The sequence below is a fragment of the Campylobacter sp. W0066.2 genome, from assembly GCF_024723515.1.
Classification (GTDB): Bacteria; Campylobacterota; Campylobacteria; order Campylobacterales; family Campylobacteraceae; genus Campylobacter_D.
Window position 1 is genome coordinate 46,440 of sequence record NZ_JANQCV010000012.1, and the last position, 17,478, is coordinate 63,917.

General features: G+C 30.1%; 17 protein-coding genes and 5 tRNA genes. 15 read left to right on the top strand and 7 right to left on the bottom strand.

Translation table 11 applies throughout. The features are described from left to right. Positions 1–15: 15 nt before the first annotated feature. The 7 genes from CAMP18498_RS06535 to folE all read right to left on the bottom strand — a co-directional run bounded on the left by CAMP18498_RS06535 (position 16) and on the right by folE (position 6,184). The gene (locus CAMP18498_RS06535; RefSeq protein ID WP_337198065.1) at positions 16–987 is read right to left on the bottom strand and encodes an iron-sulfur cluster assembly scaffold protein; all 972 of its coding nucleotides are present in this window, start codon (positions 985–987) and stop codon (positions 16–18) included. Between the two features lie 10 nt (positions 988–997). Further along, positions 998–2,176 (bottom strand): NifS family cysteine desulfurase, encoded by a 1,179-nt coding sequence (locus CAMP18498_RS06540; RefSeq protein ID WP_337198066.1) that lies wholly within the window; start codon positions 2,174–2,176, stop codon positions 998–1,000. 127 nt (positions 2,177–2,303) lie between these two features. Further along, the gene (locus CAMP18498_RS06545; protein ID WP_337198083.1) at positions 2,304–3,449 is read right to left on the bottom strand and encodes a hypothetical protein; all 1,146 of its coding nucleotides are present in this window, start codon (positions 3,447–3,449) and stop codon (positions 2,304–2,306) included. Between the two features lie 77 nt (positions 3,450–3,526). Beyond that, complete coding sequence (locus tag CAMP18498_RS06550; protein WP_337198067.1) at positions 3,527–3,706, bottom strand: putative motility protein; 180 nt, start codon at positions 3,704–3,706, stop codon at positions 3,527–3,529. A gap of 53 nt (positions 3,707–3,759) precedes the next feature. Then, positions 3,760–4,248 (bottom strand): hypothetical protein, encoded by a 489-nt coding sequence (locus tag CAMP18498_RS06555; RefSeq protein ID WP_337198068.1) that lies wholly within the window; start codon positions 4,246–4,248, stop codon positions 3,760–3,762. Between the two features lie 53 nt (positions 4,249–4,301). Continuing rightward, positions 4,302–5,612, bottom strand: coding sequence for a flagellar protein export ATPase FliI (fliI, locus tag CAMP18498_RS06560; RefSeq protein WP_337198069.1), 1,311 nt, complete (start codon positions 5,610–5,612; stop codon positions 4,302–4,304). Next, the gene (gene folE / locus CAMP18498_RS06565; RefSeq protein WP_337198070.1) at positions 5,612–6,184 is read right to left on the bottom strand and encodes a GTP cyclohydrolase I FolE; all 573 of its coding nucleotides are present in this window, start codon (positions 6,182–6,184) and stop codon (positions 5,612–5,614) included. The genes fliI and folE overlap by 1 nt, the downstream gene beginning before the upstream one ends. 109 nt (positions 6,185–6,293) lie before the next feature. Here folE and tig point away from each other — a divergent pair, with 109 nt between their 5' ends. From tig to CAMP18498_RS06640, 15 genes are all read left to right on the top strand, one after another. Beyond that, the gene (gene tig, locus CAMP18498_RS06570; protein ID WP_337198071.1) at positions 6,294–7,613 is read left to right on the top strand and encodes a trigger factor; all 1,320 of its coding nucleotides are present in this window, start codon (positions 6,294–6,296) and stop codon (positions 7,611–7,613) included. After that, positions 7,613–8,203, top strand: a complete 591-nt coding sequence (gene clpP / locus CAMP18498_RS06575) for an ATP-dependent Clp endopeptidase proteolytic subunit ClpP (protein ID WP_337198072.1) — start codon at positions 7,613–7,615, stop codon at positions 8,201–8,203. Before tig ends, clpP begins: the two co-directional genes overlap by 1 nt. Positions 8,204–8,217: 14 nt before the next feature. Next, on the top strand, positions 8,218–9,258 hold the full coding sequence (locus CAMP18498_RS06580) for a GGDEF domain-containing protein (protein WP_337198073.1): 1,041 nt from the start codon (positions 8,218–8,220) through the stop codon (positions 9,256–9,258). After that, complete coding sequence (gene def / locus CAMP18498_RS06585) at positions 9,255–9,779, top strand: peptide deformylase (protein WP_337198074.1); 525 nt, start codon at positions 9,255–9,257, stop codon at positions 9,777–9,779. Before CAMP18498_RS06580 ends, def begins: the two co-directional genes overlap by 4 nt. Then, on the top strand, positions 9,776–11,284 hold the full coding sequence (locus CAMP18498_RS06590) for a YifB family Mg chelatase-like AAA ATPase (protein ID WP_337198075.1): 1,509 nt from the start codon (positions 9,776–9,778) through the stop codon (positions 11,282–11,284). Before def ends, CAMP18498_RS06590 begins: the two co-directional genes overlap by 4 nt. Positions 11,285–11,292: 8 nt before the next feature. Then, positions 11,293–11,982 carry an NYN domain-containing protein gene (locus CAMP18498_RS06595; RefSeq protein ID WP_337198076.1) on the top strand — a complete coding sequence of 230 codons (690 nt, stop codon included), beginning with the start codon at positions 11,293–11,295 and terminating at the stop codon, positions 11,980–11,982. A gap of 2 nt (positions 11,983–11,984) precedes the next feature. Then, the gene (gene rmuC, locus CAMP18498_RS06600; protein WP_337198077.1) at positions 11,985–13,325 is read left to right on the top strand and encodes a DNA recombination protein RmuC; all 1,341 of its coding nucleotides are present in this window, start codon (positions 11,985–11,987) and stop codon (positions 13,323–13,325) included. Continuing rightward, positions 13,309–14,655, top strand: a complete 1,347-nt coding sequence (locus CAMP18498_RS06605; protein ID WP_337198078.1) for an NAD(P)H-hydrate dehydratase — start codon at positions 13,309–13,311, stop codon at positions 14,653–14,655. Before rmuC ends, CAMP18498_RS06605 begins: the two co-directional genes overlap by 17 nt. Beyond that, positions 14,646–15,218 carry a phosphoribosylglycinamide formyltransferase gene (gene purN, locus CAMP18498_RS06610; RefSeq protein WP_337198079.1) on the top strand — a complete coding sequence of 191 codons (573 nt, stop codon included), beginning with the start codon at positions 14,646–14,648 and terminating at the stop codon, positions 15,216–15,218. The genes CAMP18498_RS06605 and purN overlap by 10 nt, the downstream gene beginning before the upstream one ends. 41 nt (positions 15,219–15,259) lie before the next feature. Next, on the top strand, positions 15,260–15,982 hold the full coding sequence (locus tag CAMP18498_RS06615; protein ID WP_337198080.1) for a TerC family protein: 723 nt from the start codon (positions 15,260–15,262) through the stop codon (positions 15,980–15,982). Between the two features lie 86 nt (positions 15,983–16,068). Then, positions 16,069–16,146 (top strand) — tRNA-Pro (locus tag CAMP18498_RS06620). Positions 16,147–16,158: 12 nt separating this feature from the next. After that, positions 16,159–16,235, top strand: a tRNA-His gene (locus CAMP18498_RS06625). A 3-nt stretch (positions 16,236–16,238) separates the two neighbouring features. Beyond that, positions 16,239–16,315, top strand: a tRNA-Arg gene (locus tag CAMP18498_RS06630). A 26-nt stretch (positions 16,316–16,341) separates the two neighbouring features. Next, positions 16,342–16,418 (top strand) — tRNA-Arg (locus CAMP18498_RS06635). A 5-nt stretch (positions 16,419–16,423) separates the two neighbouring features. Further along, positions 16,424–16,508 (top strand) — tRNA-Leu (locus tag CAMP18498_RS06640). Positions 16,509–17,478 lie beyond the last annotated feature (970 nt).

A 17,478-nucleotide genomic window follows, 5' to 3' on the forward strand; every position in this document is an offset into this window, starting at 1 on the left:
AAGCAGAAAAACTGCTTAAACAGGTATAACGCGTATATTTGGGCTAAGTTCTTCTTGTAAAATATTTTCTATAGCATATAAAGTTGCACCACTCCCGCTTGAACAGCCACTACATGCTCCAAGATAGCGTATGTAAATATCTATATTTTTACTGTCACTTTTTTGAATATCAATTACTTCTAAGTCTCCACCATCACCGTGCAACATAGGACGCACATCACTATCTAAAACAGCCTCTACTGCTTTTAGTTGTTTAACCATGGTCATATCATCAAAAGCAATATCTGTTTTGCTTTGATCTTTTAGCTTTTCTCTTTCCATTTCAGCTCTAGTTTCAGCTAAAATATCCACAAGATAATAATCTTTTTTCTCATGTCCTCCAGGCTTAACACAAGATTTACAAAAAGCACCTGCTTTGGTAAATTGCGTGATTTCTTCTACTGTGTGTAAATCATTTAGTTTAATTACTTCTTTGATGGTTCCAAGGCTTACCCTAGCACATTCACAAACTATGATTTGATCTTCAAAGTCTTCAGGATTAACACCTTTATAATGTGCTGCAGCTTGTTTGATAACATCATAAGCCATAACCGAACAGTGCATTTTTTGCGGTGGAACTGCAGGAGTTTCAGGGTTATCTCTCATAGCAAATTCAACATCTAAATTTGTAATTTTTACAGCCTCATCTACGGTTTTACCTATACAAAGATCAACCATAGTATCGCTACTTGCTATTGCTGTACCACAGCCAAAACTTTTAAATTTCGCATCAATGATTTTATCAGTTTTTTCATCCACTAACCAATAAAGCCTAACCGCATCACCACAGCTTTCAGCTCCAAAATCTGCAACAATAAGTTTTGCATTTGCTTTTTGCGCATCTTCTTGTGTGAATTCACCCATATGCTGAGGGTTATTCATTCTATCTTGTACTTTTTGAGAATACTCATCCCAAATTGATCCGCCAATTAAATTATTCTTTGCCATTTTTTATCCTTTAAATATTTTCAGGCTTATATGCATAAGTACTTGAGATTGCTCTAAGTCTTTGCGTTGCTTTTTTTATTTGCTCTGCTGCATAATCAATTTCATCTTCTGTGTTAAATCTTGATAAAGAAAGTCTTAAAGCGGTGTGTGCTAAGTCATTTTCTGCGCCAATTGCTTCCATGATAGGATTGCTCTCAAGTGCTTCGCTAGCACAGGCTGAACCAGTGCTTGCTGCTATACCATTTTTGTTTAAATCCCAAAGCATAGCTTCGCCTTCTACACCTTTAATGCTTGCTAAGATGGTATTAGGAACCCTTCTTGATCTATCCCCAACTACACTTGTATCAGGCATAGCTAAAATTAAATCTTCTAATTTATCTCTTAATCTTCTAATGTGTGAGTTTTCAAAATCAAGCATAGTATTTGCAATTCTTAAAGCTTCTGCCATTGCTATAATATATGGTACATTTAAAGTTCCACTTCTTCTACCACCCATATGTTCACCACCATGTAAAAGCGGAGTTAATTCTATATCCTTTTTAATATAAAGTCCACCTACGCCTTTTGGACCATGGAATTTATGTGCAGAAAATGAAGCAAAATCAACTCCAGCTTTTGCAAAATTAACCTTGATTTTCCCAACAGCTTGAGTGGCATCAGTATGAAATAATGCTCCATATTCATGAGCAATTTGAGCCATTTCTTCTATAGGAAAAATCATGCCAGTTTCATTATTTGCCCACATAATACTTACTAGCGCAGTTTTATCTGAAATAGCTTCTTTTAGATCTTTTACACTAGAAACACCTTCATGATCAACGCCAAGTTCTATGATTTTTACTCCTAAAGATTTCAAAAACATAGCACTAGCTGCTACTGCAGGATGTTCCACGCTAGAAATAATCACTTCATTTCTATCGCTATTTAAAATTCTATCAAAATACACACCTTTTAATACCCAATTAATACTCTCTGTAGCACAGGAAGTGATAATGATATCATCTAAATCGCTTGCCCCAAGTCCTGCATAAAGTTTATCCATAGCTTCTTTTAAAGCAGGATGGGTTGCACTACCCCATTGATGAAGGCTGTTTGGATTGCCATAGTGTTCTTTTAAAAAAGGTTTCATAAGCTCGTAAGCTTCTGGTGCAAGTTGTGTTGTTGCATTGTTGTCTAAATATACTTTCAAAGTATACTCCTTTAATTAGGATAATTTTTATCTTTTTTGTTAATATACACTAAAATATTAAATTTAATATTAAATCAAGTAAGTTTTTAACTTGTGCAAAAATTTTTGTTATTATTTTAGCACAAGTTTAAGCCATAGTATTTAAATAAGAGTGTAAAATTTTATTAATACTTGCTTGTCTTTTGCGATTTTCTAAAAATTGAGTATCTAAAAGTTCTTTTTGGGTGTTTATTTTTTCAAGGTCTATATTAGAATCATTTTGATTGAACTCTTTTTTTAAAGCTTCAAAATCTTTGCTAATTTGCTCACTGTAAAGACTATAAATAGAACTTGAATTGGCAAATTCTTGCATATTGATACTATGTTGATAGTTAATGTATTGTTGAAAGAAAACTGAAAGCTTATCTTCTGAAGTATTGTTTTTATCTACCCCATTAATATGTAAGTATAAATCAAAACTCATTTTTTCTTTATTGCTTTCACTTAGATAATCTTGCATGCTCATTTGACCTCTCATGAGTTTTTGAAAATTTACATTAGAAGACATATCTAACTCAATAGGAGATAAAAAGAAATTAGCCTTTTGATGGTTTTGTTCTTTTAAATCATGATAAATATAATTAAGTAATAATCCGCTTTTAGAAACTGCGCCTTGACGGTTTAAATAATGTTTTATAATAGGATTGCTAGCCGTGTTTTCAATGCTTGCATTGAATGCAAAATCTCCTATTTTATTATCAAGCATTAAGGTATTTAGATTTTTATTTGTTTCTTTTGCATTTTGTAAGCTTTTGGCATTTTCATAAACTTTTAAAATTTTTCCTTCATAAGTATAGCTATAACCTTGATTTAACTCAGAAATTTGTGTTTTACTTAAAAAATCATTGTCATTGTTTTGAAACTGTGGATTTATAGTTTTTAATGTATTGTGATAAGTGTTTAAAAGTCTTGGTAAGTCTATTTTGTTATAGTTTAAATTCTCATCAAGCTTTATAAGTTGTTTTGAAATTTCTCTTATACTTTTTATATTAATATCATAATCAAGAGGTAAAGCAGCTGTTTTATTAAGATCTTTTTCAAAAAAACCTTGCTCATTGATTCTAAAACCAAATTCACTTGCATAAGTTACTTTATAATCTAAATTAGAACCTTTTATATCAAGTAAATCACTTTTAATATTGGTATTTTCTTTTTTTTCTTCTGCGTGTCCAGTTTTTGCAAAAGGATAATTTGCAAAATTCTGATACGGATTAACATTAGAATTTACAAACATAATTCTTCTCTTCAAAAATATTGCTTAGCCTTAAAAAAGCAAAAGCTATGCCAAAATTTTTGAAGAGAAGAGAAAAATTAAGCGTAAATGTCAAGCAATCCTGAACTAGTGCTAGGAGTAGTAGTTGGAGCAGGGTTTGCATTTACGCCTTCAAGTACTTGCCTTACTGCATTTTCATTGGCTTCTATGGTTTTTTTCATCATGGTAGTTGCAATGTTAAGCATTAAACTTGCTTGATTGTTAGTAACTTCGCCCATAACATACTCCTTTTGTTTGGATTAGTAATATTATCGGCAAAGTTTGATTAATATTAAGCTATATTATAAATTTTTGATAAGTAGTGATTGTGAGTGTTTTCTTTTGCTTCAAGCATATCAATATAGTTTTTAAACTCATCCATATCTTTAAAAAGATTTTTCATGGTAGCACTAATTTCGCTAGAAAAATTTTGAAGATTGCTTTGTGTTTTTAAATATCTTTCTATTTGATAAATTCTAGCTACTTCTCTTTCGTACTCATCTTGAGTCATTCTTTTTGCACTAAATTCTGCATTCAAGCTTTTTTTATCATTGATAATAAAAGATTTTTTTTGATTATTAATTTTAAATTCAACGATAAATTCTTCTTTTGAATTAATGATCTTTAAGTATTTTAATTTAGCTTTATTTTCTAATAAAAGATAGCTTATACACTCTAAAAACATATGTGTAAAAATTTCTCTTTCAAAGATATTTTGACAAATATCGGTGTATTTTAAACCCAAGCTTTGTTGATGATCTAAAAAAGCTATATTTGACATGATCCATCCTTTTTTCATGACTTTTTATCATAAAAAAGCAAAAATCATTCCAATTATTGCGTATCAATCATCTTTAGCATATTGATAGTATCTTCAAATTCAAAACTTTCTTCAGGATTTTGACTAAGAAATTGTTGCATAAAGTCTTTTTTAGCAATGGCTTGATCAAGTTCTTTATCGGCGCCTTTTTGATAAGCACCGATTCTAAGTAAAACCTCATTTTCTTTAAGTAAGGAATTTAAACGCTTAAATTTTCTAGCAGCTAGTTTGTGTTCATCACTAATAATATCCCCCATAACCCTTGAGGCTGAATTTTGTATATTTATAGGTGGATAAATTCCAAAGTCAGTAAGTTCGCGACTAAGTACTATATGGCCATCAAGTATTGATCTGCTTTGGTCAGCTATTGGATCACTCATATCATCTCCATCAACTAACACGGTAAAAAAAGCCGTTATAGTGCCTTTACCTTCTTCTTTTCCTGCGCGCTCCATAAGCTGAGGTAAAAGACTTAAAACGCTTGGCGGATAGCCTTTTGTCGTAGGAGGCTCACCTAGAGCTAGGCCTATTTCTCTTTGAGCCATAGCAAAACGCGTTACACTATCCATGATAAATAACACATCTTTGCCTTGTTCTTTAAAATACTCAGCCACGCTCATAGCGCAAAATGCTCCGTATTTTCTCATTAAAGCACTATCATCGCTTGTTGCAACGATGATGACAGTATCATCAAGTTTACCACCAAGATTTTTTTGTATAAATTCAGGAATTTCTCTACCACGTTCCCCGATTAAAGCTATCACTTTAATCGGAGCTTTGGAATTTTTTACTATCATACCCATGAGGGTTGATTTTCCTACCCCACTTCCTGCAAAAATCCCAAGTTTTTGTCCTACCCCACAAGTTAAAAGCGCATCTATTGTTTTAACACCTACTGGAAAAACTTCTTCTATCAAACCTCGTTTCATTGCATCAATAGGTGCACGCATAATAGGCATAAATTTACTTGCCTCAATAGACCCTTTACCATCTTTTGGTCGCATAAAAGGATCAACCACTCTTCCTAAAAGTTCATCACTAACACCTATTTGCATACCCGCATCATTAATAAAAGCACGATCGCCTATTTTAAAACCTTCCACAAAACCAAAAGGACTCAAATAGCTTAAATTCTCATCTACTTCTACCACCATAGCCATAGCTTCTTTGCTCTCATCTTCACTAGAAACTATTTTAATAATATCACCTATGCTAGTTTTTAAACCATTTATTTCTATACTAGTACTTGAAATTTTAGTAATTTGTCCAAAAACACTAGCAAGACTTTGTGAAGCAATTTTGCTACGAAGTTTTTCTAAACCCATTAAAATCTAACCTGTTTTGCTGAGTTAATTAAGGTAAAAAATTCTTTTCTTGTTTTTTCATTTTTTAAAAAGCTACCTCTTAATGCTGAAGTGCTAGTGGTAGAATTTGCCTTTTGCACCCCACGCATTTCAACACACATATGTCTTGCCTCAATAACTACCCCAACGCCTTTTGCACCTACATGTTCCATTAATGCCTCTGCGATTTGCTCTGTGAGTTGTTCTTGAATTTGTAAGCGTCTTGCAAAAACATCTACAAGGCGTGGAATTTTACTAAGTCCCACGACTTTTTTATCCGGTATATACGCAACATGTACGCGCCCAAAAAAAGGTAAAAGATGATGCTCGCAAAGACTATAAAATTCTATATCTCTTACTAAAACCATTTCATTGTTTGAGCTTTCAAATAAGGCATCATTTAGTATTTGTTTTGGATCTTGTTTATAACCGCTATTTAAAAATTCAAAAGCTTTAAAAACTCTTGTAGGAGTTTTTAAAAGTCCTTCTCTTTGTGGATTTTCCCCGATAATTTCTAACATATTTTTTACTGATTGTTCAAATTTTTCTTGCATTTTTTCTCCATCAAAAATTAAAATTTTAACATATTTTTATTTTTATATAAAGTGATAAGGAAAATTTTGGTATATTATTAAAAAATTTTATTTAAAAAGGGAAAACATTATGGAAGTTACAGCAAAACTAATTGATTTTGCAAATGCAAATGCTACTGTGAAAATTGCTCAAGGAGCTATTAAAGCAGAAGTGGAAAAATTAGCTAAGAAAGCATCTAAAACTATGAAAATGGATGGTTTTAGAGCAGGAAAAGTTCCTGTTGCTGCTATACTTAAAAGATATGAAAAAGAGCTTACAAGAGATGCGGAGCAAGATCTTTTAAGAAATGCTGTAGATGGTGCTTTAAAAGAAGTTAAAAAAGAGGCTAAAGATTTAGTAGGTGAGCCATATTTTGAAAAATTTGATAGAAAAGATGGTGTTATTGAAGCTCAAATGGTATTATCTTTTAGACCAGAAGTGAAATTAGATGGATATGAAGAACTAATTCCAACTTATAATACACCAAAAGTAACTCAAAAAGAAATTGATGCAAAAAAAGAAGAATTATTAAAAAGATTTGCAACTCCTGAAGCGATTAAAGAGGCAAGAGCTTTAAAAGAAGGGGATTTTGCTAAATTTGATTTTGAGGGTTTTGTTGATGGTAAAGCTTTTGATGGTGGAAAAGCTCAAAATTATGTTTTAGAAATTGGTTCAAAACAATTCATACCAGGATTTGAAGAAAGTATGGTTGGTTTAAAAGTAGGTGAGGAAAAAGATATTAATGTAACTTTTCCAAAAGAGTATGGTGCAGCACATTTAGCAGGAAAAGATGCAGTATTTAAAGTAAAAATTCATGAAATTCAAGAACTTAAATTACCTGAATTAAATGAAGATCTTTTAAAAAGCTTGTTGCCTGAAGAAAAAGAACCAAGTGTTGAAAAATTAGACGCAAAATTAAAAGAGCAACTAAAAAATGAAAAAATCTTTAAACTCATCAACGATGAGCTTAAAAATCAATTTGCAGAAGCTTTGGTAGCTAAGTTTGACTTTGTTTTACCAAGAAATATAGTAGAACAAGAAACGGATATGCAATTTAGAAGCTCTTTGAGAACTTTAAGCGAAGAAAAATTAAAAGAATTTAAAGATGAGGCTAAATATAAAGAAAAAAGAGAAAGTTTCAAAGAAGATGCACAAAAAAGCGTAAAATTAACTTTCATTATAGACGAGCTAGCAAAACTTAGAAATGTTACAGTAAGCGATCAAGAATTAATCCAAGCGATTTATTTTGAAGCTTATAGATATGGTTTTAACCCACAAGAACATTTGGATAATTACAAAAAACAAGGTGCATTGCCTGCCATCAAAATGTCTTTAATCGAGGAAAAACTTTTTGCTGATATTTTCAAAAAAAATGACAAAAAGAAAACTGAAAAAGAAAGTGAAAAATAATGAGCTCATACATACCTTATGTGGTTGAAAAAACAAGCAGAGGCGAAAGAAGTTATGATATATACTCAAGACTTTTAAAAGATAGAATTATCATGCTAAGTGGCGAGATCAATGATGATCTTGCTGCTTCTATCGTGGCACAGCTTTTATTTTTAGAGGCTGAAGATCCTCAAAAAGATATTTATCTTTATATTAATTCGCCTGGCGGGGTTGTAACCAGTGGATTTAGTATTTATGATACGATGAATTATATTAAAGCTGATGTAAGTACTATTTGTATTGGTCAAGCTGCTTCTATGGGTGCATTTTTACTTAGTTGTGGTGCTCCAGGAAAAAGATTTGCATTGCCAAATTCAAGAATTATGATCCATCAACCACTAGGTGGCGCAAGAGGGCAAGCAACTGATATAGAAATTCAAGCAAAAGAAATTCTAAGATTAAAAGCAATTTTAAATGATATTTTGGCTAAAAACACTAGACAAAAACTCTCTAAAATAGAAAAAGATACTGATAGAGACTTTTTTATGAGTGCTGTAGAGGCTAAAGAATATGGCTTAATTGATAAGGTTTTGGAAAAAAGTTTTAAATAAGGAAAAACATAGTAATGTTAGATGATGATTTATTTGCTGATTTAAATTTAAGTAGTAATTCAACTCCAGCCAAAGAAGCTCCAAAAATTCAAAAAATTAGTGGGGGTGAATTTGAAAAATTTGCAAAGTCTATTTTGACCGAGCTTGTGAAAGATAATGTACCTCCAACGCCAACTAATTATGGAGTTTATTTTCAAAAAATGCTTGAAGAACGTCCAGTGGCTTTTAAGAAAAAAGTTAGTGAGATTGTGAAATTTGAGCAAAATGATGATGGTATCAAACGTGCAAATATAGAACAAGAAATCAAAAAAAGTTTTAGTTCTACTTCGGCATTATTGCAATACATTGCTATGATTTATAGACATCTTGAAACAGTTAAAGATATGTTAAGAAGACGTAATTCAGAACTTGCAATTAGCACAGGTAATTTGGCAGTTTCTAATGTAATTCATGCACTTGAAGCAGATCTTTCAAGGTTTTCTAACATTTTAGATAAGTATTCAGATGAGATTAAAGAAAATTTTGATGAGGTTAGACAAATTTATAAACATATAGAAGAACAAAGTGATTTTGATTCTAAATTTGGAGTTTATAATAAAAAATACTTTTTAGAAAATTTGAAAAAAAGCATTAAAAGTAATGCAAAATATAATTATCATACTTCCTTAATATTTTTTAGAGTAAAAGAAGAAATTCTTGAGCAAACTTATACCCAGAAAGAAAAAAATGCTTTCCTAAAGAGTGTGTGTAGAATTTTTAGCAAAAATGTCTCCTCAAGCGATATAGTAGCTCATTATGGAGATAATATTTTTGTTATGATAATTTCTCATACAAATTTAGAAAAAGCACAAGAAATATGCAATAAAATATTAGAATCTTTAGAAAATTCAAATTTTTTCCTAGCAGATAAAGAAATAGAAGTAGATATTGAAGTGGCTATAAGTGCTGTTAATCAAGATAGCAAAGGTGAGGAATTAATAGAAAAATGCATTGAAGCTTTAAAAGATTCAGGAAAAAAATTAGAACCCTTTATAATAGTGGAAAAAGAAAAATGATAAGAAAGATAATTACCTATCCCAATCCAAGATTATTTTTAGAGTCAAAAAAAGTAGAAAATTTTGATAAAGATTTACATATACTTTTAGATGATATGTATGAAACAATGATAGCTAATAAGGGCGTAGGCTTGGCTGCTATTCAAGTTGATGTGCCAATTAGAGCTTTACTTGTAGATATTGGTGATGAAGAAGGTGAGCAAAAAGAAGATAAGCAAACTCTTTTAGAAATTATTAATCCCATTATAACACCTTTAGATGATGAAAAAATTTCTTGCAATGAGGGTTGTTTAAGTATACCAGGTTTTTATGAAGATGTAATGCGTTATAAAAATATACAACTTGACTATCAAGATAGGTTTGGTAAGCCACAAAGTTTACAAGCGCATGATTTTTTAGCAGTGGCTGTTCAACATGAAGTTGATCATCTTGATGGACATTTATTTATAGAAAAACTTTCTTTTTTAAAACGCCAAAAATTTGATAAAGACTTTAAGAAAAAATTCAAAAAGAACAAATGAAAAAACTAAAATGTGCAAGTTTTTCTACAGAGCTTGATATTATCGATGTAGAATCAACTTTCACAAGAGGTTTGCCAGGTTTTAGTATAGTAGGTCTTGCAAATTCTACTATCAAAGAAAGCACAGAGAGAGTTAAGGCGACTTTATTAAGTCAAAATTTTAATTTTCCAGCGCAAAAAATTACTATCAATTTAAGTCCTTCAGATGTCCCCAAAAATGGTTCTCATTTTGATTTGGCTATTGCGATTTTGATTTTATTTCAAAAAGAAAATTTAGATGACTTTTTTGTTTTTGGAGAACTTGGTTTAGATGGGAGTATAAAAAGTACTGCCAGTTTATTTTCTATCTTACTTTTTTTAAGTGCAAAAGTACAAAATGCCAAAGTAGTGGTACCAAAAGCCATAGCACAAAAAGCTTCGATGATACCTAACTTAACAATCTATGCTTTGGAAAATTTAGCTCAAGCTATGGATTTTTTTAAAGAAAAAAATTATGAGAATTATCATATAAATAATACTCATCCTTTGTTTGAAAATGCCATAGAAATTAATAATCAAAAATATATAAAAAATTCTATTTACCCTTATGATTTTAAAGAAGTTAAGGGTCAAGAAAATGTTAAATTTGCTTGCATAATAGCAGCTTTGGGTATGCATAATATTTTATTTGAAGGTAGTCTAGGTAGTGGTAAAAGTATGTGTGCTAAAAGACTTCCTTTCATCATGCCGCCACAAAGTTTGAAAGAAATTTTAGCTCAAAATGCCTATAAGTCATTAAACTCTTTAGATGATGATTTTAGTGCTAGTAGGGTTTTTAGAAGTCCTCATCATACAAGTACTAGAGCTAGTATTTTTGGCGGAGGAACTAAAAATGCTAAGATAGGAGAAATAGCACTTGCAAATGGAGGGGTTTTGTTTTTTGATGAGTTTCCCCATTTTTCAAAACAAATCATAGAAAGTTTAAGAGAGCCGCTAGAGGATTTTAGAATTCTTATTTCAAGAGTTAATACCAAAGTGATTTATGAAACTAAATTTTTATTTGCTTGTGCGCAAAATCCTTGTCTTTGTGGAAATTTATTTTCTAAAAGTCTTGCATGTCGTTGCCAAGAGATAGAAATTAAAAAATATAAAAATAAAATTTCATCTCCTATTTTAGACAGAATTGATCTTTATGTAGCTATGGATGAGATTTCGCATGAAGATAAAACAAGTTTAAGCTCTGAACAGATGAGTGAAATGGTTTTTAAAGGATTTTTATTTCAAAAGCAAAGAAAACAAGAAGAATTTAATGCTAAATTAAATGATGAACAACTGAAACAATTTTGTATTTTAGATTCTACTGCGAATGAAATTTTACAAAAGGCTGTAAATTCATATAATCTTTCTCAAAGAGGGGTAAATAAAACCATAAAAGTAGCAAGAACCATTGCAGATTTAGAGCAAAGTGAGTTGATCTTAAAAACTCATATTTTAAAAGCATTAAGTTTTAGAATGAGAACTACATAGGAGAAAAAATGGATAACAAAAGTGTGGCGATCTTTATTGATGCAGAAAATATTCCTTCAAAATATGCAAAATCTATTTTTGATATCGCTTCTGATTATGGAGAAATCGTTATAAAACGAATTTATGGAGATTGGACACAAAAAAATATACAAAATTGGAAAGAACAAATCGCACAATATTCTATCATCGCTATGCAACAATTTAATTTTATAGCTAATAAAAACTCAAGTGATATGTACTTAATCACCGAGATTATGAGTTTTTTTTATGAAAAAGATATTGATATTTTTGTCATTGTTTCAAGTGATAGTGATTATACTAGTTTAATCCAAAGACTTAAAGAGGGTAAAAAGCAAGTTATAGGTGTGGGTTTAAAACAAGCTGTAAAATCTTATGTGAATTCTTTTAGTGAATTTTTTTATTTAGATCAAGATGAATCTAAAGAAAAAATATTAAGCACTAAAGAATATATCAAAGATTTAATCAATATCACAGAAGCCTTAATAGAAGAAAAAGGCCGTGCTGAATATGCTCAAATTCGCACCAATATGAATAGAAAACACGCAAATTTTATCCCTCAAAATTTTGGTTTTAAAAATTTTAGAGCATTGGTAAAAGAGTTTTTACCGCAAATGAAACAATTTAAAGAAGGTAATGAAAAAAATATTTATTTTCTTATTGAAAAAACAAAGGCTTAAAAATGGAAAATATCTTGATAGCCTTTTTAGTTGTTGTAATTTTAGCTTTTATATGGTATGTGTTTAAAAGTCAAAAAGAAAAAGCAAAATTAGAGTTTTTAAACCAAAGTAATATAGCCTTGCAAAATCAACTTGCTAATTTAGAGTTTGAAAAAACTACACTCATAGAAAAAAATTCCAAACTTTTAGATGAAAAAATATTATATTTATCTAAAAATGAGGCTTTAGAAGCAAAATTAGCTCAAAAAGAACAAACCCAGCAAGAACTTTTAAATATACATTTAAAAGAGCGTGCGAATTTAAAAGAAGAATATACTCAAACTTTAATAAAACTAGAAGAAAAATACAAGCAAGGTTTAGTGGAATTAAAACAAGAATTAGAACAAAATTTACAAAAACAAAATGCTAGCATTTTAAACCAAAACAAACTTATGCTCAATGAAGATACAAAAAAAATCTTAGAAGAAATTTTCTTGCCTGTGAAAAAAAGCGTTAAAGAATACAATGAAAGACTAAATTCAAATGAAGTTAGTCTTAAAACTCATATTGACAATATGTTTAAATTTAGCCAAAATATGACAGAAAATGCAGATAAGCTAGCTAAAATTTTAAAGGGCGATAAAAAAATTCGTGGTAATTTTGCAGAATTGCAACTAAAATCAGTTTTAGAAAATAGTGGTTTGGTAGAGGGCGTGCAGTATAAATTGCAAGAGAGATTTCAAGATGAGAGCAAAACTTACATTCCTGATGCGGTTGTGTTTTTAGATAAACAAAAAAGTATAATCATAGATGCAAAATTTTCTTTGCCAAGTGATTTTGCTTTTGAAGATATTAGTCAAAATACCTGCCTTGATTTAGCTTATAATCTAAAATCAAGAATTGATGAGTTAGCCAAAAAGCCTTATATGCAGTATGATAAACACACTTATGAGTTTGTTTTGCTTTTTATACCTTATCAAAATATTCTAGATTTGATTTTAAATGTAGATCTTGAAATTTATCAATATGCTTATAAAAAAAAGGTTTATTTAACTACACCAAACACTCTTTTTATGGCATTAAATACTATAAATATTTCATGGAAAAATATACAAAGTAATGAAAATATCTTAAAAGCTTTTGATGAGCTTGGCAAATTTCATGATAAATTTGCAGGTGTTTTAGATGATTTTGAAAAAATCAAAGAAAATGTTAAAAGATTAAACACAAATGTAGATAATATGCAAACAAAGCTTACTCATGGAAGTGGAAATATTGCTTCAAGAGTGATAAAGCTTAAAGAGCTAGGCGCTAAAACCCAAAAGCTTATAAAATGTGAGATGAGTGATGAAAGCAGTATTTAAAGATAATGTTTCTTATGAAAAAGAGCTTATTGAAAAAGGCTTGGATGAGTTTTTAATGATGGAAAATGCAGGCATAGAGCTTGCAAATTTGATTAAGAAAAAAAGTAAAAACATAAAAAATGCCAAAATTTTATTCTTGCTTGGTACCGGTGGAAATGGAGCTGATGGACTTGTGGCCATTAGACACTTAAAAAAAGCTTTTGCTTATACTGTGCCATATAAAAAAAATGCGATGTTTATCAAGCAAGAGCAAATTTTAAAAAGTGTAGGTTTTAATTTCTTAAAAAAAGAACCTAAATTTAAAGATTTTGACATTATAGTTGATTGTGTTTTTGGAAGTGGTTTAAATAAAGCTTTAGATGAAAATTTACAAAGAATTTTTAAAAAAATTGCTAAAAGCAAGGCTTTAAAAATAGCTTGTGATATTCCTAGCGGGCTTGGACAAGAGCTATGTTTTAAGGCTGATTACACTCTTTGCATGGGAGTGATTAAAGAAATTTTGCTAGAAGATTTTGCAAAAGAATTTATAGGTAAAATTAAAATTGCAAATTTGGGGTTAAAACCCTATATACAAAATACTTCGAGCTTTTTACTAGAAAAAAAAGATTTAAAACTCATTACAAAAAAGGCTAACTCAAGTAAAGGTGATTTTGGTCATGTTTATATTTTTGCCAATAAAAGTGCAGGTACTCTAGCTGGACTTGGTGCTTTGGAGTTTGGGGCAGGGCTTGTATCTTTAGTAGCTAAAGAAAGCTTTTCGCCTTTGATTATGCTAAAAGATGATATTGAAGGTAAAATAAATGCAGCTGCTATAGGTATGGGACTTTATGATTTAAGTATTTTAAAAGATGAAAGATTAAAAAACATTCCTTTAGTCTTAGATGCAAATTGCTTTCAAAGTGAAAATTTACTTTCTTATCTTGATAGAGAAGATGTTGTTTTAACCCCTCATCCTAAAGAGTTTTCTATGCTTTTAAAACTTTGTTTTAATGAGGATGTGAGTGTAGAAGAAATTCAAAACAAACGCCTTTTTTATGCAAGAAAATTTAGTTCTAAATTCCAATGTGTTTTGGTGTTAAAAGGGGCCAATTCCATCATCGCTCAAAAAGAAAAACTTTTTGTAGTAAATTGTGGCAATGAATCTTTGGCAAAAGGTGGAAGCGGGGATGTGCTAAGTGGTATGATAGCGGCTTTACTTGGAGCTAAATTTAATGCTTTAGAAGCTGCTAAAAATGCAGTATTAGCTCATGCTTTAGTAGCTGAAAATTATAAGAAAAATAAAATTAGTTTTGATGCTTTAAAATTAATAAAGGGGTTAAAATGCTTATAAAACTAGCAGTTTTATTTAGTGGTAATGGAAGTAATTTGGAAAATATTTTAGAAAAATTACATAAAAAAACTTTTGGTAAAAATACCTTTGAAGTGGTTTTGTGTGTATGCAATAAAAAAGAAGCTTATGGCATACAAAGAGCTTTAAAATATGGTCTTGATACTAAAATCATAGAACATGAAAAATTTACTTCAAGAGAAGAATTTGACGCAGAATTAGTAAAAATTATAAAAGAAAGTCAAGCGGATCTGACCATCTTAGCAGGATTTATGCGAATTTTAAGTCCTATTTTCACTCAAAATATAAAAGCTATTAATCTTCATCCTTCTTTACTTCCTTTATTTAAAGGCGCTCATGCTATCAAAGAAAGCTATGAAAGTGATATGAAAGTAGCAGGCATTAGTGTGCATTGGGTTAATGAAGAGCTTGATGGTGGTAAAATCATTGCTCAAAAAGCCTTTGAGAAGGCTAATTTAAACTTTGAAGAATTTGAAGCGAAAATTCACGAGCTTGAACATACACTTTTACCTGAAACCATTGTAAAAATTTTTGAAAATGATTAATTTTTCATCATTATAATTACGCTTTTGTTTAAGGAAAGTAAATGTTTGAATGGATTTTTAGTGTAGATGCTTGGGTGGTATTGCTTACTCTTACAGCTTTGGAGATTGTACTAGGGATTGATAATATCATTTTTCTAGCGATTTTAGTTTCTAAATTACCACCAGAATATAGAGATAAGGGTAGAATTCTAGGTCTTGCTTTTGCGATGATTACTAGAATTTTATTGTTATTGTCTTTGTTTTGGGTGATGAAACTTGTTGCACCTTTATTTAGTATATTAGGCAATGAAATTTCAGGTAGGGATTTGGTGCTTTTACTTGGAGGGTTGTTTTTAATAGTTAAATCTATCAAGGAAATTAAAGAAAGTATAATGCATCAAGAGGAAAGTCAAAGCAATATAAAAATTAGCAATAAACTTTGGGTTGTAGTAGCTGAAATAGCTGTGATAGACATAGTATTTTCTCTAGATAGTGTTATTACTGCTGTGGGCATTGCTCAAGATATAGAGATTATGATTATTGCTGTGATTATTGCAGTTTTAGTTATGTTTTTTGCTTCTAAACCAATTGCAGATTTTGTAGAAAAATATCCAAGCATTAAAATCTTGGCTTTGGCATTTTTAGTAATGATAGGCTTTGTTTTAGTGTGCGAAGGTTTTGATATCCATATAGATAAAGCATATATTTATACAGCTATGGCTTTTTCTTTGATAGTAGAAATTTTAAACATCATTTCACAAAAAAAACAAACAAATAATTCTTAAAATATTTAGCATTTTTTATGCTAAATATTTTTTTATCTTGACTTTTAATATTTTTTTATGTAGAATAACGCTTTATTTTTGTACATCGGGGTGTAGCGCAGTCTGGTTAGCGCACTTGGTTTGGGACCAAGGGGCCGAAGGTTCGAATCCTTTCACCCCGACCATTTTTATAAATGGTGAGTGTAGCTCAGTCGGTTAGAGCATCAGATTGTGGTCCTGAGGGTCGTGGGTTCGATTCCCATCACTCACCCCATCAGCGCTCGTAGCTCAACTGGATAGAGCGACAGACTTCGGATCTGTAGGTTATGGGTTCGATTCCTATCGGGCGCACCATAAGCCATTGTTACTTTTATTTTTATGCGCTCATAGCTCAGCTGGATAGAGCAACGGCCTTCTAAGCCGTAGGTCAGAGGTTCGAATCCTCTTGAGCGTACCACTTTTGCGGATGTGGTGAAATTGGCAGACACGCCAGACTTAGGATCTGGTGCAGCAATGCGTGAAGGTTCAAGTCCTTTCATCCGCACCACCATGCTTTGAAGCTACTTTCTAAAATTTTTAAAAAACTCAGGGAGCGGTTTTGGTAGCGGTTTTTTTCTCAAAAATTAATTTTTAATACTCCATATTAAAATAATATAATTTATCATTATAATCTAAAAAAGAAATTGACTTTTATAAAAATATTTAAAAAAAGAATAAAATAAAAAATACATTTTACTTTTTTATATTCAATTGCTAATTCATTCTCTATTTCTTTTTTTTATTAAAAGAAGACAGTATAAACTAAATACATTATAATTTATTTATTTTATTCATAAGGCTTTAAAATTAGTTAAACCATTAAAACATATGAAATTTTATAATTATTAGTATTGGTAAAATAATGGTTTCTCGGCTTTTTCGGTTTTTTGCTTTTAGGATTAAGCAAATATTATTTTATATACATCTTAATCTTTTTATCAAAAATATAAAAAAATTATTTTAATTTAAAATTATTATAAAATTATATCACTTAGTATTTTTAAAGCTGGAGCTGCGATCCTTTTTATATTTTATTAAATTATAAGGAGGTGATCATGATTGATATTAAAATAAAAATTAATCTGATTTTATCTTTTTTATTTTTTATACAAATGAAATTTATTTTAGTTGGATCGCTAGCTTAAAAATACTCTCATTTTTTCTTAAAATATATCTTCATTTTATTAAAGTTATAAAAAATATCCAAAAAATACAAGTTAATTTTTTCAAAAAATCTTACCTTTTTTTGTTTTGATAAAAAGTTTAGTAAAATAGAAATTTTAAGCTGTATTTTAAAGCTTTCTTTTTGGAGTTTTATAGGTTAAAATTTATAAAAAATAGCCCATTTTAAGATAATCACTACTCTGTGCTAAGCAGATATGCCATTTTCATTACCTTTAATGTAAAAAAGTATATATTTCGTATAAAATACTCTAATTTTTAAAATAATCACTACACTATGCTAAGCAGATATGTCG

Bases quoted from the DNA above. Each gene is read 5' to 3' on its own strand.
- rmuC (WP_337198077.1), top strand. From the start codon at position 11,985: ATGGAAAATATCTTGATAGCCTTTTTAGTTGTTGTAATTTTAGCTTTT.
- CAMP18498_RS06555 (WP_337198068.1), bottom strand. From the start codon at position 4,248: ATGTCAAATATAGCTTTTTTAGATCATCAACAAAGCTTGGGTTTAAAA.
- CAMP18498_RS06580 (WP_337198073.1), top strand. From the start codon at position 8,218: ATGTTAGATGATGATTTATTTGCTGATTTAAATTTAAGTAGTAATTCA.
- CAMP18498_RS06590 (WP_337198075.1), top strand. From the start codon at position 9,776: ATGAAAAAACTAAAATGTGCAAGTTTTTCTACAGAGCTTGATATTATC.
- fliI (WP_337198069.1), bottom strand. From the start codon at position 5,612: ATGGGTTTAGAAAAACTTCGTAGCAAAATTGCTTCACAAAGTCTTGCT.
- folE (WP_337198070.1), bottom strand. From the start codon at position 6,184: ATGCAAGAAAAATTTGAACAATCAGTAAAAAATATGTTAGAAATTATC.
- CAMP18498_RS06595 (WP_337198076.1), top strand. From the start codon at position 11,293: ATGGATAACAAAAGTGTGGCGATCTTTATTGATGCAGAAAATATTCCT.
- def (WP_337198074.1), top strand. From the start codon at position 9,255: ATGATAAGAAAGATAATTACCTATCCCAATCCAAGATTATTTTTAGAG.
- CAMP18498_RS06535 (WP_337198065.1), bottom strand. From the start codon at position 987: ATGGCAAAGAATAATTTAATTGGCGGATCAATTTGGGATGAGTATTCT.
- CAMP18498_RS06550 (WP_337198067.1), bottom strand. From the start codon at position 3,706: ATGGGCGAAGTTACTAACAATCAAGCAAGTTTAATGCTTAACATTGCA.
- purN (WP_337198079.1), top strand. From the start codon at position 14,646: ATGCTTATAAAACTAGCAGTTTTATTTAGTGGTAATGGAAGTAATTTG.
- clpP (WP_337198072.1), top strand. From the start codon at position 7,613: ATGAGCTCATACATACCTTATGTGGTTGAAAAAACAAGCAGAGGCGAA.
- CAMP18498_RS06615 (WP_337198080.1), top strand. From the start codon at position 15,260: ATGTTTGAATGGATTTTTAGTGTAGATGCTTGGGTGGTATTGCTTACT.
- tig (WP_337198071.1), top strand. From the start codon at position 6,294: ATGGAAGTTACAGCAAAACTAATTGATTTTGCAAATGCAAATGCTACT.
- CAMP18498_RS06605 (WP_337198078.1), top strand. From the start codon at position 13,309: ATGAAAGCAGTATTTAAAGATAATGTTTCTTATGAAAAAGAGCTTATT.
- CAMP18498_RS06545 (WP_337198083.1), bottom strand. From the start codon at position 3,449: ATGTTTGTAAATTCTAATGTTAATCCGTATCAGAATTTTGCAAATTAT.